Raw genomic sequence first — 14,744 nt, forward strand, 5'->3', positions numbered from 1 at the left:
TGGAAGGGGTTACGGTGCGCGCATGTCGCGCGAAGAGAACAATCGCTATCTCCGCGGAGTCGCCGATAAGCAGCTCCGCAAGGTGCCCGTCCTGGGATGGCTGGGTCGCCATCCGTTCCGGAAGCTCCTGCTCATCTGGGCCGTCCTGCTGCCGCTCTGGTACGGCTTCCATGCCTTCTTCACCAACCCCTCGCCCATCACCGGAGACGGCGAATGGCCCACCCCCAAGCCCCAGGTTCCTCCAGGGCTGGGCCAGCAGTTGCTCCCCTTCCTCATCCTCTTCTTCGTGCTCGTGGGCGGGAGCTTGGCCTGGCGGCAGTACCAGGTTCGCAAGGCGCGCAGGCGGGAGGCAGAGGCACTCCAGCACCCTGACGTGGAGGCCTACTTCAGGCTCACGGATGAGCTCCTTCCTCCGAGCAGCCCTTTCCCCGACGTGGACGTCTTCCGGGCGCAGAGACGGGCCCTGGGGAGGATCCTCTACGGGCAGGACGCCCTGGCCCGCCACGAATTGAACGCGGTGGACTGGCGGAGCAAGGCGCCCCTGCTCCAGGCCATGGAGCGAAGCAGCGACGCGCTCCTCCAGCTGATCTGCAAGGACGACCCTGAGCAGACCCTGAGGCTCGCCCGCGAGGCCCTCGCCCTGGCCGACATCAACCCCGCCGTTCCCGGAGCCAAGATGGGCCGCGTCTTCTACGACGTCCTCATCCACTCCGCGGAAGTCGTCACGGGCCAATCAACGCCGGAGGGCCTGCGGCTGCTGGAGCACCACCAGGAGGAGTCTCCTCTCATCGTGGTCCGCCTGCTCTGCGCCTGGGCACTCCGGGCCGCAGCCATCCAGCGGAACGACCCGGAACGCGCGGAGCGGATGCGCCAGTTCCTCCAGACGCACGCGCCCCACTGCGCCCCGCTCCACCGGCTGCCCGCGCGGGCAACAGCGGAAGCCTAGAGCTTCAGCCGCTTGAACACAGGCTCCGGGATGCTCTTGATGATGAGCATGATGAGCGCCCAGAAGCCGGGCACGTAGACCTCGTTCTTGCGCCCGTCCGCGGCCTTCAAGAGGCCTCGCGCCACCTGCTCCGGCGACGCGAAGAGCTTGTTCTTCGGCACGTGGGCCGTCATCGGCGTGTCCACGAAGCCGGGCTTCACCGTCACCACCGCCACGCCGGACTTCGCCAGCCGGTTGCGCAGGCCCTGGAGGAACACGGTCAGCGCGCCCTTGGACGCGCCGTACACGTAGTTGCTCTGCCGGCCACGGTCTCCCGCCACCGACGAAATCACCACCAGCGTGCCGGCCTTCTGCGCCTCGAAGCGGTTGGCCAGCTCCGTCAGCAGCGACGCGGCGGAGAGGAAGTTCGTGCGCAGCACCAGCTCCGCCGCCGCCCACGAGCGCTGGCTCTCCTCCTGGACTCCCAGCACGCCATGCGCCAGCACGACCCCGTCCAGTCCGCCCAGGGCCTGCCACGCTCTCTCCACGAGGCTCGCGTGCGCTTCGCAGTCGTTCAAATCCAGCGCGCGGAACTCCACCTTCTGCGCGCCGCGCGTGGCCGCGTCCTTGGCCACCGCCTCCAGGTTCGCGGCGTTGCGGCCCACCAGGTACAGCGACGCCCCGCGCGCGGAGAGCAGCCGCACCGTGGCCTGGGCAATGGCGCTCGTGGCGCCGAGGACAATGACTTTCTTCATGGGATGGCGACCTGACGGTCTTCCAGCGAGGGCAAGGGCAAGGACACCGGGTTCACCCGGCGCCAGAAGGAGGACGAGAACGCGGGATCGACGTACGCGGAGAACTGCTCGCGCTTGGGGAAGTACGCGGCGAAGCTCTCCGGACTCATGCGCGCGTCCTTGGCCGGGTACACCGCCCCGCCCGCCTCGCGCGTCACGCGGTCCAGCGACTCCACCAGCTTCCACGTCTTCTCACCCTGGTTGGCGAAGTCCAGGGCCAGCGTGTAGCCGGGGCGCGGGAAGGACAACCACCCGGGCGACGGCAGGTCGCCGAACGTCTTGAGCACGGACAGGAAGCTGGGCAACCCACCCCGGGCGCTGCGCTCCAGCAGCTCCCGCAGCGCGTCGCGCGCGGTGGCGTGGGGCACCACGCACTGGAACTGGAGGAAGCCCCGGCGGCCGTAGATGCGGTTCCAGCCGTACACGCTGTCGAGCGGGTAGAAGAACGGATCGTAATGCACGAGCCGGGGAGACGGCTTCATCCGCTCCCGGTGGTAGTACAGGAAGTTGAACGCGGACACCGACAGCCGGTTGAGGCAGAAGCCCGGCAGGTCGATGGGCACCGCGAGCCCGCTGCCATGCGACAGGTGGCTCTTCGACAGGGGCAGCCGCTCGAACTGCGTGGGCGCGAAGTTGCCCCGGTAGAACAGGCCGCGCCCCAGCTTGCGCCCTCGCGCCAGGCAGTCCACCCACGACATGGTGAAGTCGTGGTCCGCCTCGGACTCCGCGGACACGCGGATGAAGCCGTCCAGGTTCTCGAACGGGACGGTCTCCTGAATCACGAAGGGGTTGCGGATGGGCTTGAGCTGCACCTCCGCCCAGGTGACGAGCCCCGTGAGCCCCAGGCCGCCAATCGTCGCGCCGAACCAGTCCGGGTTCTCGTCGGGCGCGCACATCCGCCGACTGCCGTCCGAGCGCACCAGTTCGAAGCGGCGCACGTGCCGGCCGAACGTCCCGGCCCGGTGGTGGTTCTTGCCGTGCACGTCATTGGCGATGGCGCCGCCCACCGTGACGAACTTCGTGCCCGGCGTCACCGGCAGGAACCAGCCGCGCGGCACGGCCAGCCGCAGCAGCGTGTCCAACGACACGCCTGACTCGCAGCGCACCACGCCCGTCGTCGGGTCGAAGTCGATGAGCCGGTCCAGGCCCGCGGTGAGCAGCACCGTGCCCCCGCCGTTGAGGCAGGAATCGCCGTAGCTGCGGCCCAGGCCATGCGGCAGGACGGAGCCCTCCACCTGGGGCACCGCGTCCGAGCGCCACGCCAGCGCGCGCGTCTGCTGCTCCACGCGGGGGAAACGGCCCCACGAATCCGACGTGCTCATCGCCATGCTCCCGTCACGTCGCCACCCACAGCACCAGCGCGGCGGCCACGCCGACGACATAGCTGACGCGGTCCCTCAGCGCGAAGACGAGCGGGTCCTCGTTCACGAGCCCCCGGTGCGCCAGCAACCAGATGCGCCCCACCCAGTACAGCATCACCGGGCACAGCATCCACAGCCGCTCCGGGTGGGCATACAGCGCAGTCACTTCCTTGCTGGTGATGTAGAGGGCCAGCACCATCACCGACACCTGGCCCGCCGCCGCGCCCAGGCTCGCGAGCTGCTCGTAGTCCTGCGCCAGGTAGCCGCGCCCGTGAGCGGACGTCTCGTTGGACTGGCGCAGCCGCCGCACCTCGCTCAGCCGCTTGAGCAGGGCCAGCGACAGGAAGAGGAAGGTGCTGAACATGAGCAGCCAGCTCGACGTGGGCACGCCCACCGCCAGCGCGCCGCCAAAAATGCGCACCGTGTAGAGGCCCGCCAGCACCAGCACGTCCAGCATCACCACCTGCTTGAGCCGCAGCGAATACGCGAGCGTGAGCACGAAGTACGCGGCCAGCAGCGCGGAGAACGACAGGGGCAGCGTCGCCAGCGCCAGCGCCGCGGCGCCCACCAGCAGCAGCGGCGCCAGCACGACGCCCGCGCGCACCGGCAGGGCCCCGGACGCGAAGGGCCGCCGCGACTTGGACGGGTGCCGCCGGTCCGACGCCAGGTCCAGCAGGTCATTGATGATGTACACGCTGGAGGCGCAGAGGCTGAAGGCGAGGAACGCCAGCACCGCGCGCGGGGCCATGCCGCCCTGGGTGGCCTTGTGCGCCGCCAGCAGCGGCACGAAGACGAGCGCGTTCTTCGCCCACTGATGCACCCGCAGCGCCTTCACCCAGGGGCGCACCCCGCCAGGAGGGGCCTCGAAGACGCGGTGCACGGGACGGCCCAGCCCCTGGGCCTGGCGCAACACGCCCGCCGGCGCATGCACCACGATGATCCGCCGGCACTCGCGCCACAGGTGCAGGTCCACCGCGTCGTTGCCCGCGTAGTCGAAGGGGCCCAGCAATTCGCGCAGCCGCTCCAGCTTCCGCGCGCCGGACAGGTTCACCCCGGCTTCACTGGCGACCACCGTGTGGAAGAGGCCCAGGTGGGCGGCCACCGCGTCGGCGATGCTCCGGTCCGCGGCCGTGGCCAGCACCAGCCGCCGCCCCCGGGCGTGCTCCTCGCGAAGGAAGGCCACCACCTCCGCGTTGTACGGCAGCGAGGTGACGTCCAGCCGCGCGCGGCGAGCCACCTCCGCCTTGAAGAAGGCCTTGCCCCGGAGCACCCACAACGGCACCAGCAGCAGCAGCCACGGCGCGTTCTTGAGCAGCACGAGCAGGTTCTCGTGCAGCGTGTCCGTGCGCACCAGCGTCCCGTCCAGGTCGACCGCGAGCGGGACGTCGGGGGCATCATCGAGAATGGGAGTCTGAGGCTGCATGAAGGGGGCGCGCAGGGTACTCCAAGGGCCCCTGCCGTCCCAATGTTCCGTGCGCCCACCCAGGCCGAAGCCCCTCCAGGCGGTGGGCCTCCTGGCCGCGACCCAGACGGGAGGACGTCCCGTCCGTGCCTCAGAGCGACTTCAGGAAGGCGAGCAGCGCGGCCCGGTCCTCGCGGGGCAGCCGGACGTAGCGAGCCTGCGCGGGGGCCGCCTCCCCTCCATGCCAGAGGACGGCCTCCTCCAGGGAGCGGGCCCGGCCGTCATGCAGGAAGCGGGTGTGCCGGTTGACGGCCTCCACCAACCCGATGCCCCACAGGGGCGGCGTGCGCCACTCGCTGCCCGTGGCCAGCCCATCCGGACGTCCGTCCGCCAGGCCCTCGCCCAGGTCGTGCAGCAGCAGGTCCGTGTAGGGGTAGATGACCTGGCGGGAGACCTCGTCGAAGCCCTCCACCGGCCCCGTCTCCTGGGGCGTGTCCACGTGGCACGCCGCGCAGCCGATGGCGCGGAAGACGGCATGGCCCCGCTGGACCTCCGGCGCCTCCCAGTCGCGCCGCTTGGGCACGGCGACGAGGCGCATGTAGATCATCAGCAGGTCCATGTCGTCCTGGGACACCTCCGGTTCACCCGGAGCGTCCCGGCCCTGCTCCTGGCGGTAGAGCGTCGTGGTGACGCCCATGTCCGCGACGAGCGCATGCGCCACCTGCTGGCGCAGCGTGGGCTGATTGGCCTTCCACCCGAAGCGGCCCAGACGCGTCTCGCCCGTCTCCACGTCGAGCACGCGGTTGACCCGGCCGGAGATGCCGTCCTGGTCGCGGTCCTCGGGGTCGGCGCGGGCCACGATGTCGGCCTCCGGCAGCGCCTCCAGCAGGCCCAGGCCGAAGTTCACGGGCGACACGCGGGCGGAGAACAGGGCGCCGTCGCCCAGGGGGCCGTGCACCAGCCCCTGGAACTGGTAGCGCGGGCGCACCAGCGAGTACGGCTCACCGGTGGCGAAGGTGCCGCGCGTCTCCTCGAAGTCGACGCGGACGTGGCCCTCGGGGACCTGGCCCTCCACGGCGTGCGCGTCCAGCTGCATGCCGTACAGCGGGTGGGGACCGGCGCCGTCGGGCGCGCTCAGCTGGAACGCCAGCGAGACGGGCGCCTCCGTGGGGCTCGAGGGCGGCTGGCCCCGGCCGTCCTTCACGTGGCAGGTCATGCAGCCGGTGGCGCTGAAGAAGGGCCCCGCCACGGCGGCACGCAGGCGCGAGTCGCTCCAGTCGCGGTCGAAGACGCCCTTGCCCGCGTAGAAGTCCGGCCAGCGCGAGCGCGGCATGTTCATGGGCGCGCGCCCGAAGGCATTGCGGCCAGTGTCCGTCACCGTGGTGGCACCGCCTGCCTGCTCCACGTGCGGCAGGACGACGGGGGGAAGCGCGCCCAGCACCAGGGGTTCGGGGCGGCGGACGACGGTGGCCCACGCGGCGCCGATGAGCAGCGCTCCGGCGGAGATGCCAGCGAGAGACCAGGGCACGCGCATCGTCACGACTCCTCGATGGGAAGACACAGACAGACAGACACCACCGGGCGGGAACGAGGCGCCCCCACCCGGTGGAGGAACAGCTTACTTCTCCTGGCCGAAGGACTCGCCCGTGACGAGGAAGTCCGTGGCGCTGGCGTTCACGTCGATGCCGGAGAAGTGGCGGTACGGGTAGGCACCGTCGCCAATCTCCTCGATGAACTCCACCGTGTCGCCGACGACGTCCTTCCCGTCAGCGAGCTTGACGCTGAAGGTCGTGTTGGCCACGTTCAGGCGCCAGCCGCAGGCGCCGTCCATGCCCACGTTCCCGCCCGTGGCGGTGGTGCGGTAGGAGAAGAAGCCCCAGTGCCAGTAGTACCAGTCGAGGAAGGCCCACCAGCTGTAGAAGGTGATGATCATGGCCTGCGGCTGGGGGCTCGACCCAACGAGGCGGCCATTGTTGTAGACGTTCATCCGGAACGCGCCGGAGGACGAACCGGTGAAGCCCGGCTCCACGGACACCTGGCGGTCCTTCCCGGGGGTGATGCGCAGGGTGCTGACCACCTGGTCACCATCCCGCGCGGCCAGGGCGAGGCCGCCCGAGGCGCTGCCAATGCGAATCTGCGCGTCCTGCGACCAGGTGATGGCGTCGTTGAACGTGCTGGAGACGCCGTCCGTCTTGAGGCTCTTCAGCCCGTTGACCTGCACGCCCTTCTCGGTGGCGGCCAGGGACGCGTTGCCCTTGGCGCAGGTGGTGATGCCATCGAACCGCTGCACGCAATCCGCCTTGGCGGACAGCTCCGCGGACTGCGAACCTTCCGGGGACTGCGTCGGCTCACCCTGGCAACCAACCACCAGGCTCAGGAACGCAGCCGCCAGGAGGCGACTCGTCATTTTCAGGTGCATGTGTGGGACCTCGACTGTGTGGGGGACACTGTCTGCTTCACTCACAACGGACGGAGACGCTGAGGGTCCAGCAGGCGGAAGCCAAGGAAGCACCGACGCGCGTTCCGAACAGGACGCCTTGCACCTGCCACGCCACACCCCAAGATTTTTGCGCTTTCCTCGGAAGGCCTCGCTGCGGATGACACGGGTGTCGTGGCCGCTGTAGCGCCGCCAGTTACAGGAGCACGGCAGCGTGTGTCCCTCAGTGTCACAGCCACGCGCCCGGTGGCTTGCGCCAGGCCCGGCGCGGGGCTAGGGAATCGCCCCTCCTATGTCGGCGCTCGCGGAACTGCTCGAAGCCATCCGGGAGGAGTCAGGCCCGACCACGTGGTCCGCCGGACAGGCCCTGTCGCGTGCGGGGGTCGTGTCAGTGCAGTCCGTGGACGAGGAAGAGGTCGTCCTGCGGATCCGCATCCCCGGCCGCCCCACCCCGCTCACCACGACCCTCTACCCCGAGGATGAAATCTGGGAGTGCGACTGCCGGGGGAAGGTGGACCCCTGCGAGCACGTCATCGCCGCGGCCATCGTCCTGCGGCAGGCGGAAGGAAGGAAGGCCACGGCAGCGGCCTCTCCTGCCCGCCCGGGCCCTGCCGCCACGGCAACGCGTCCCGGCACCGCGCCGAAGACAGAACGGCTGGTGTACCGCTTCAAACGCGCGGACGGAGGCCTCCAGTTGGAGCGGCTGGTGGTCCGGCCGGACAACACCGCGAGGCTGCTGGCCCGGAGCCTCGCGTCCGTGCTCCAGAACCCCGTGGAGGCCGCGCGCATCCACGTGGATCCGTGCGACCTGCTCGCGGACAAGCTGCTCGCGCAGGCGACCCGGGGCGCGCTGCCGCAGAGCAAGCTGGATGCGCTGCTGCACGTGCTGGAGAAGGCGCGCACCGTCCTCTTCGACGGCGCGCTGGTCTCCGTCTCCAACGAGCCGCTCCTCCCGCGAGTCACCGTCGAGGACCGGGGCGAGCAGACCGTGCTCAAGGTGGAGAAGGATCCGCGCATCAACGAACTGGTGAGCCCCGGCGTCGCGCTGTGCGCGGGCGCGCTCTGCCGGTTGGGAGAGTTGTCACTCACCGGCGCGCGGCTGGAGAACCTGCCCCAGGAGCGCGTCTTCGCCCCGGAGCAGTTGGCGGACCTGACGAGCAAGGTGCTGCCGGACTTCGCGAGGCGCATGCCGGTGGACGTGAAGAGCCGGCGTCTGCCGCCCATCGACCGGACGCTCAAGCCGCGCATCTCGCTGGAGTTGGACAAGCTCGACGCGGGGCTCTCGGTGCTGCCCACGCTGGTGTACGGCTCGCCGCCCACCGCGCGCATCGACAACGGGAAGCTGGTGTACCTCCAGGGCGCCGCGCCGGTGCGCGACGAGCCCACGGAGACGAAGCTCATCCACCAGCTGAGGGACGAGCTAAACATGGCGCCGGGCCGGCGCGTGACGGTCCACGGCAAGGAGGCCGTGCAGCTCGCGGACAAGCTGCGCAAGTGGCGCGGAGGCCTCACCGGGAACGCCGCGGGTGTGGTCAGCCCGGACGTGAAGCTCAGGCCGATGCTCACGTTGGACACGTCCGCCACCGACGCGGGCGTGCCGCGAGTGGGCTTCTCGCTCGACTTCCACGTGGAGGGCCTGGGCCCTGGAGAGAAGCGCACCGTGGACGCGGGAGCGGTGATGCGGGCCTGGGAGGAAGGCCTGGGGCTGGTGCCGCTGGAGGGCGGAGGCTGGGCGCCCCTGCCCACGGGCTGGCTGAAGGCCCACGGCCAGCGAGTGACGGACCTGTTGTCGGCGAGAGAAAAGGACGGCCGTCTCGCGAACCACGCCATCCCCCAGCTCACCGGCCTGTGCGAGGCATTGGAGCACCCCGCCCCGCCCGTCACGGAGAGGCTCGCGCCCCTGGTGCAAGGCTTTGAGAAACTCCCCGAGCCCCAGCTGCCCAAGGACCTCACCGCGACGCTGCGCCCGTACCAGTTGCAGGGCGTGAGCTGGCTCACCTTCCTGAGGCAGGCGGGCCTGGGGGGCGTGCTGGCGGACGACATGGGTCTGGGCAAGACGCTGCAGACCATCTGCACGTTGGGCCGGGGAACGCTGGTGGTGGCGCCCACGAGCGTGCTGCCCAACTGGGAGGCGGAGGTGAAGCGCTTCCGCCCGTCGTTGAAGGTGTCTGTCTATCACGGCGTGGGGCGCACGCTGGACGAGTCCGCGGACGTGACGCTCACCACGTATGCGCTGTTGCGTCTGGACGCAGCCATCCTGGCGGCGAAGACCTGGGACACGGTGGTGCTGGACGAGGCGCAGGCCATCAAGAATCCAGACAGCCAGGTGGCGCGAGCGGCGTACGAACTGGACGCGGGCTTCCGCATCGCGCTCAGCGGCACGCCCATCGAGAACCGGCTCGAGGAGCTGTGGAGCCTGATGCACTTCACCAACCGGGGCCTGCTGGGCGGGCGCAAGGCCTTCGAGGAGCGCTGGTCCCGGCCGGTGTCTGAGAATCAAAAGGGCGCCGCGGAGGCCCTGCGCGCGCGCATCCGCCCCTTCGTGCTGCGCAGGCTCAAGCGCGACGTGGCGCCTGAGTTGCCACCGCGCACGGAGGCCGTGCGGCACGTCACCCTCACCGAGCAGGAGCGCGCCGTCTACGACGCGGTCCACGCCGCGACGCGCGAGGAGGTGGTGTCGCAGCTCGAGGAGGGCGGCAGCGTGTTGAAGGCGCTGGAGGCGCTGCTGCGGTTGAGGCAGGCGGCCTGTCATCCGGCGCTGGTGCCGGGGCAGCAGGCGAGGACGTCCTCGAAGGTGCAGGCGTTGGTGGAGGCGCTCGGCACGGCGGTGGCGGACGGGCACAAGGCGCTGGTCTTCTCGCAGTGGACGTCGATGTTGGACCTCATCGAGCCCGCGCTGAAGGAGGCGGACATCGGCTTCATCCGCCTGGACGGAAGCACGGCGAACCGGGGCGCGGTGGCGTCCTCCTTCCAGGACGAGAAGGGAGCGCCCGTGATGCTCATCTCGTTGAAGGCGGGAGCAACGGGGCTCAACCTGACGGCGGCGGACCACGTCTTCCTGGTGGATCCGTGGTGGAACCCGTCGGTGGAAGCGCAGGCGGCGGACCGGGCGCACCGAATCGGGCAGCAGCGCCCGGTGATGGTGTACCGGATGGTGTCCCAGGGGACGGTGGAGGAGAAGATCCTCCTCCTGCAGGACAAGAAGCGAGCCCTCTTCGAGGCCGCGCTCGGAGGCGCCACGGGAGGCGCCGCGCTCACGCGAGCGGACCTCATGCAGCTTTTGAACTGAGGGCATTCCGCGGCGGGGTGGAAAGCGGCAGTCCGCTCCCCCGCCGTGCCTGCGTGGGGCCAGTGACGCTGAACGTCACGCGAAGCATGCACATCGTCTCGGAGGACAAACATCAACCGAGAGGGAGTCACAGCATGCCAGCATCCATTCCCGAAAAGATGAGGGCCGCGGCGCTCGACCGCTTCGGCGGCCCGGAGGTCCTGGGCATCAAGACCCTCTCCGTTCCCACCTGTGGCGACGATGAAGTGCTCGTGCGCGTCGCGGCGGCGGGAATCGGTGCCTGGGACTGGATGGAGCGCGAGGGCCAGATGGCCGAGATGATTCCAGGCGGCCCGAAATTCCCCTACGTGCCCGGAGCCGACGGCGCGGGAGAAGTCGCAGCGGTGGGCAAGAACGTGAAGAACTTCAAGGTCGGCGACCAGGTCTACGGCTCCGCGTTCATGAGCAACAAGGGAGGCTTCTACGCGGAGTACGTCGCCGTGAAGGAAGACCAGGCGGCGAAGGTGCCCAAGGGGTTGAAGGTGGAGCAGGCGGCGGTGCTCGCCGCGGACGGACTCACGGGGCTCCTGGGCCTGGAGGAGCACCTCCAGCTCAAGTCAGGGCAGAAGCTGCTCATCTTCGGCGCCAGCGGAGGCATTGGACACATCGCACTGCAGCTCGCGAAGAGGCTGGGAGCGAAGGTGCTGGCGGTCGCGTCCGGACAGGACGGGGTGGAGCTGGCACGAAGGCTGGGAGCGGACGCGGTCGCGGAGGGGCATCAGGAAGACCTGGAGAAGGTCTGCCGGGACTTCGCGCCAGACGGCTTCGACGCGGCGCTGGTGCTGGCCCGGGGAGACGCCGCCGAGCCCCTGCTCCGCAACATCCGCAAGGGAGGGCGCATCGCCTTCCCGAACGGCGTGGAGCCGGCGCCCAAGGGTCCGGAGGGCGTTGAAACCAAGGCCTACGACGGCATCCCCAACCCCCAGGTGATGAAGCGGCTCAATGAGTTGATCGAGGCGGGGCCGTTCCATCTGGAGATTGGCCGTCTCTACGCATTGGAGGAAGCCGCGAAGGCCCAGCAGGAGGTGCTCAAGCACCACCTGGGCAAGTACGCGATGAAGATCCAATGACGCTCAATGCGGTCCAGAGTCATCCGTGGGGGTGCTGAGCATCCGCACCGCCACGGAGCGACATTCCGAGCAGACAACCCCGGTGCGCTCCCAGTGCACCTGCGCCTCCAGTTCACCGGGGTCCGCGGAGCCTTCATCCAGGCGGCGGACGATCTCCGCGAGCGCCTCCGCGGAATTGCCCTCCAGGTCATCCGAAGGGTCGATGAGATCCTGCTCCCCTTCCAGAACCAGACTGAAGCGGTAATAGACGGCGTGCGCGGCGATGACGCGTCCGCAGGTTGCACAGGTCTTCGCTTGCGGTCCCGTCATGGCGACAAGGATAGCAGGAAGTGCACCTGGCGCAGGTTTGTCAATGCCAGTGACGTACCTCCTATGGGGAATACAGAGCGCTTCTGGCGCTCTGTAGGGTTGTCGCGTCCGTGCCCACTTGAAAGGGCGGCGCGTCAGGCACCGCGAGAAGAACCGGCACGGTCGGAAGGTGTTCCCAATGATCCGGCTGCTGCACTCCGCCGACTGGCAGATGGGCTTGCGCGCGAAGCACGTCGCAGGCGCCGCCGCGGCCGTACGCGCCGCGAGGATGGACTCCGCGCGGCAGCTCATCCAATCCGCCAATGCCCTGGGAGTCGACGCCGTCGTGCTCGCAGGCGACGTCTTCGAGGATACCTCCGTAGGAGATCGCCTCGTCCACGAGCTCCTGACGGTCCTCCAGGCCTCCAGAGCACCTGTCTATGTCCTTCCGGGGAACCACGATCCCCTGACTCCGGACTCCGTCTATCTGCGCGCCTCCTGGCGGGGACGGCCCGCGCACATCCAGATGCTGGAATCAGACAGTGGTGTCCCGATTCCCGGAACGAACGGGGTCCTCCTCCCCGCTCCCCTCAGGCACAAGAGCGGGATGCGGGATCCGACCGCGGGCTGGGCTCCACAGGTCGAAGGCAATGACATCCGGATTGGCGTGGCGCATGGCTCCCTGCGCATTGAAGGCAAATACGCCTCGGACGACTTTCCCATCGCCCTGGATGCGGTGACGCGAAGCAATCTCGACTACCTCGCCCTGGGCCACTGGCATGGCCAGTACGTCTACCAGCAGCGCACAGCCTACGCGGGCAGCCACGAGGTCACGAAGTTTGGCGAAACTGGAGCCGGGCAGGCACTGCTGGTGGAGATTGCCTCTCACGGTGCCCTCCCCCAGTTGACTCCGGTCTCCACGGGTTCGTTGACATGGCAAACCCAGGAACTGGACCTGAGCCAGGGGTGTGGACTGGAACTCGTGCGGATCCGTCAAGCCGTCGCGGCCTTGCCGCATCCAGGCAAGACCCTGCTTCGGCTACGTACCCTGGGAACGTCCTCGGATGAAGACTCAGTCGCGCTGAACGCACTCGTTGACGAACTCTGGGGCAAGGGTTTCCTCCACGTCGAGCTCGACAGACAGGATGTCTCTCGCGCCAACGCAGAGGGCCGTCTCGCGGAGCTGGCCCCATCGAGCGATCTGCTGACCGCACTGCTGGAGCAACTGAGCCGGAGCGAGACTCCCCCCGGTGCAACAGCAACAACCGACACCGTTCGTGCCGAGGCCCGGCAGCTGCTGTCCGAGCTGGCCCTGGAGGTGTGGAAATGATTCTCAACCGTCTCCGAGTCCAGCACTTCCGCTGCTTCCGCAACCCTGTCGAGCTGTCCGGCCTGGGACTGGGCGTGCACGTCATTCACGCCCCGAACGAGTCGGGCAAAACCAGCCTGGTGCTGGCACTCGCCCGTGCTCTCTTCGACCGCCACAACACGAAGGACCGGACCATCCACCAGCTTCGGCCATGGAAGACCGACCTCTCTCCCCGCATCACCGTGGAGTTCGAAACCGGAGGACGCCGCTACAAGTTGGAGAAGGCCTTCCTGGACGAAGCGTCCAGCCTGTTGGAAGAGTGGACGGGAGCGCGGTTCGAACGGATAGCGGACTCGCTGAATGCGGACGAACGCGTGCGAGCCTTCCTGAGTTCAGGTGGCTCACTGAGCGGTGCCACGAAACTCGGGCAGTGGGGAATCGCGCGCCTGCTGTGGTTGAACCAGGTTCCGGAACGCCAGGACCTTCCAGCCATCGATCCCTCGCTCAAGGGACGCCTCCTGGAGGCCATGGGTATCGCGGCCCTCAGTCCCGAGGAACAGACGCTGATCAAGGCCGTGGACGCGGCCTACTGCCAGTACTACACGCCAAAGACAGGCAAGCCCACCGTTGGCAGTGAACTCACCCGGGCCGAGGAACGCATCCAGTCCCTGACGAAGAGCGTGACCCAGCTGCTCCAGCGAAAGGAGGATGTGTCCCGGAACGCGGACTCCCTCTCCGACAACCGCCTCCGGCTGACGGCCTTGCGGACGGAGAAAGACGGCTACACCAAGCAGCTCGCCGACCTGCAGGAGCGCATCCAGGAAGAGGAACGGAAGGAACAAGAACTCCTCCTGCTCCGAAAGGACGCCGAACGCCAGCGCCAGCGGGCTCAAAACCTGGATGAGCAGCAGCGAGCACTGCTGGAACTGCAGGACAAGGCGACGAAGCAGGAGACTACCGTGGCCCAGCGGCAGCCTCTGCTCCAGAAGGCCCGTGAAGTCTTCCATGTCGTGGAAGGGGCATGGAAGGAAGCCCGGCAGAAGCTCAAGGCCCAGCGGGACGCGTTCGAGAAAATAGAGCAGCGCCTGGACCGGGGGCGGCTTCTGGAAAAGGCCCTGGGACTCCAAGAGAAACGGCATCACCTGGAGGGACTCATCAAGCAGGGCGAACGGTTGGAAGCGGCCCTCAAGAACAGCATGCGGAAGCATCCAGCGGGGGGCCTGTCCGACGCCGTCGTGAAACGTGCGGAGGATCTGGAGCGCAGGCTGCTCCTGGCCCGAAGCCGCTTGGAAGCCCAGGGTACCGAGGTGTGCTTTACTGCAGAAACCGCACGGACGCTGGAGTGGGAAGAGCAAGGGGCGACCCACGAGTACAAGCTCGCCAAAGCCGAGCAGCAGCGCTTCGTGGGGGTGACTTCAGGGGAACTGCGAATCAAGGGCGTTGGCACCCTGAGCGTTCGCACGGGAGCGGAGGAAGTCGGCAAGATTCAGGCGGAAGTCGACAAGCTTCGCAAGGAACTGGCCCGTCTGCTTCACGAACAGGGAGTCCGTGATCTCCCTGGGCTGAAAACCGCATGGGAGGAGCAACGGGCGCAGCTTGAGGAGCAGAAGCAACGACAGGGAGCACTCCAGGCCTTTCTGGAAGCGGCGAGCGTCGAAAGCCTCGAAGCACTGAGGGAGCAACTGCGCGAGTTAGCGGGAGAGCTAGAGCGCCGATCAGGTTACGGCGAGGGAGCAGGCAGGCGATAGGGGATCGACGCGGGCTGGGGTCGCGTGCATAGGTCGCCACCTTCGGAGGTGGCTCATGGAACGCTGGAAGCCGACTGTGGAG

11 protein-coding genes are annotated in these 14,744 nt (G+C 68.5%); 5 read left to right on the forward strand and 6 right to left on the reverse strand.

Going from position 1 to position 14,744, the window contains the following annotated elements:
- Positions 1 to 22: 22 nt before the first annotated feature.
- A complete protein-coding gene (locus D7Y15_RS18845) occupies positions 23 to 946 on the forward strand; it encodes a hypothetical protein (RefSeq protein ID WP_121753457.1) in 924 nt (307 codons plus the stop codon).
- On the opposite strand, the gene D7Y15_RS18850 is transcribed toward D7Y15_RS18845, so the two are convergent.
- The 5 genes from D7Y15_RS18850 to D7Y15_RS18870 form a co-directional block, all read right to left on the reverse strand.
- On the reverse strand, positions 943 to 1,680 hold the full coding sequence (locus tag D7Y15_RS18850) for an SDR family oxidoreductase (RefSeq protein ID WP_121753458.1): 738 nt from the start codon (positions 1,678 to 1,680) through the stop codon (positions 943 to 945). The genes D7Y15_RS18845 and D7Y15_RS18850 overlap by 4 nt on opposite strands.
- A complete protein-coding gene (locus D7Y15_RS18855; protein WP_120576173.1) occupies positions 1,677 to 3,041 on the reverse strand; it encodes an FAD-binding oxidoreductase in 1,365 nt (454 codons plus the stop codon). The genes D7Y15_RS18850 and D7Y15_RS18855 overlap by 4 nt, the downstream gene beginning before the upstream one ends.
- Positions 3,042 to 3,054: 13 nt before the next feature.
- On the reverse strand, positions 3,055 to 4,503 hold the full coding sequence (locus D7Y15_RS18860) for a UbiA family prenyltransferase (protein WP_121753459.1): 1,449 nt from the start codon (positions 4,501 to 4,503) through the stop codon (positions 3,055 to 3,057).
- A gap of 130 nt (positions 4,504 to 4,633) precedes the next feature.
- On the reverse strand, positions 4,634 to 6,016 hold the full coding sequence (locus D7Y15_RS18865; protein ID WP_121753460.1) for a di-heme oxidoredictase family protein: 1,383 nt from the start codon (positions 6,014 to 6,016) through the stop codon (positions 4,634 to 4,636).
- An 84-nt stretch (positions 6,017 to 6,100) separates the two neighbouring features.
- Positions 6,101 to 6,889 carry a hypothetical protein gene (locus tag D7Y15_RS18870; protein ID WP_233605010.1) on the reverse strand — a complete coding sequence of 263 codons (789 nt, stop codon included), beginning with the start codon at positions 6,887 to 6,889 and terminating at the stop codon, positions 6,101 to 6,103.
- 322 nt (positions 6,890 to 7,211) lie between these two features.
- Here D7Y15_RS18870 and D7Y15_RS18875 point away from each other — a divergent pair, with 322 nt between their 5' ends.
- Together D7Y15_RS18875 and D7Y15_RS18880 are read left to right on the forward strand one after the other, a co-directional pair.
- Positions 7,212 to 10,208, forward strand: coding sequence for a DEAD/DEAH box helicase (locus D7Y15_RS18875; RefSeq protein WP_121753462.1), 2,997 nt, complete (start codon positions 7,212 to 7,214; stop codon positions 10,206 to 10,208).
- Positions 10,209 to 10,342: 134 nt separating this feature from the next.
- Complete coding sequence (locus D7Y15_RS18880; RefSeq protein WP_121753463.1) at positions 10,343 to 11,317, forward strand: NADP-dependent oxidoreductase; 975 nt, start codon at positions 10,343 to 10,345, stop codon at positions 11,315 to 11,317.
- A gap of 3 nt (positions 11,318 to 11,320) precedes the next feature.
- Here the strand turns inward: D7Y15_RS18880 and D7Y15_RS18885 are convergent, their stop codons facing one another.
- Positions 11,321 to 11,626, reverse strand: a complete 306-nt coding sequence (locus D7Y15_RS18885) for a hypothetical protein (RefSeq protein ID WP_121753464.1) — start codon at positions 11,624 to 11,626, stop codon at positions 11,321 to 11,323.
- A 178-nt stretch (positions 11,627 to 11,804) separates the two neighbouring features.
- Between D7Y15_RS18885 and D7Y15_RS18890 the strand changes: the two genes are divergently transcribed.
- Both D7Y15_RS18890 and D7Y15_RS18895 read left to right on the forward strand, forming a co-directional pair.
- Positions 11,805 to 12,935: a DNA repair exonuclease gene (locus D7Y15_RS18890; RefSeq protein WP_121753465.1), complete on the forward strand. Its 1,131-nt coding sequence runs from the start codon at positions 11,805 to 11,807 to the stop codon at positions 12,933 to 12,935.
- Positions 12,932 to 14,662 (forward strand): AAA family ATPase, encoded by a 1,731-nt coding sequence (locus D7Y15_RS18895; protein WP_121753466.1) that lies wholly within the window; start codon positions 12,932 to 12,934, stop codon positions 14,660 to 14,662. The genes D7Y15_RS18890 and D7Y15_RS18895 overlap by 4 nt, the downstream gene beginning before the upstream one ends.
- Positions 14,663 to 14,744 lie beyond the last annotated feature (82 nt).

Origin of the sequence: Corallococcus sp. AB030 (assembly GCF_003668965.1) — a bacterium.
In the GTDB taxonomy this organism is placed as follows: domain Bacteria; phylum Myxococcota; class Myxococcia; order Myxococcales; family Myxococcaceae; genus Corallococcus; species Corallococcus exiguus.

What these genes read in the sequence shown, in the direction of transcription:
- D7Y15_RS18845 (WP_121753457.1), top strand. Translation starts at nt 23, where the DNA reads ATGTCGCGCGAAGAGAACAATCGCTATCTCCGCGGAGTCGCCGATAAG.
- D7Y15_RS18880 (WP_121753463.1), top strand. Translation starts at nt 10,343, where the DNA reads ATGCCAGCATCCATTCCCGAAAAGATGAGGGCCGCGGCGCTCGACCGC.
- D7Y15_RS18890 (WP_121753465.1), top strand. Translation starts at nt 11,805, where the DNA reads ATGATCCGGCTGCTGCACTCCGCCGACTGGCAGATGGGCTTGCGCGCG.
- D7Y15_RS18895 (WP_121753466.1), top strand. Translation starts at nt 12,932, where the DNA reads ATGATTCTCAACCGTCTCCGAGTCCAGCACTTCCGCTGCTTCCGCAAC.
- D7Y15_RS18870 (WP_233605010.1), bottom strand. Translation starts at nt 6,889, where the DNA reads ATGACGAGTCGCCTCCTGGCGGCTGCGTTCCTGAGCCTGGTGGTTGGT.
- D7Y15_RS18875 (WP_121753462.1), top strand. Translation starts at nt 7,212, where the DNA reads ATGTCGGCGCTCGCGGAACTGCTCGAAGCCATCCGGGAGGAGTCAGGC.
- D7Y15_RS18860 (WP_121753459.1), bottom strand. Translation starts at nt 4,503, where the DNA reads ATGCAGCCTCAGACTCCCATTCTCGATGATGCCCCCGACGTCCCGCTC.
- D7Y15_RS18865 (WP_121753460.1), bottom strand. Translation starts at nt 6,016, where the DNA reads ATGCGCGTGCCCTGGTCTCTCGCTGGCATCTCCGCCGGAGCGCTGCTC.
- D7Y15_RS18885 (WP_121753464.1), bottom strand. Translation starts at nt 11,626, where the DNA reads ATGACGGGACCGCAAGCGAAGACCTGTGCAACCTGCGGACGCGTCATC.
- D7Y15_RS18850 (WP_121753458.1), bottom strand. Translation starts at nt 1,680, where the DNA reads ATGAAGAAAGTCATTGTCCTCGGCGCCACGAGCGCCATTGCCCAGGCC.
- D7Y15_RS18855 (WP_120576173.1), bottom strand. Translation starts at nt 3,041, where the DNA reads ATGAGCACGTCGGATTCGTGGGGCCGTTTCCCCCGCGTGGAGCAGCAG.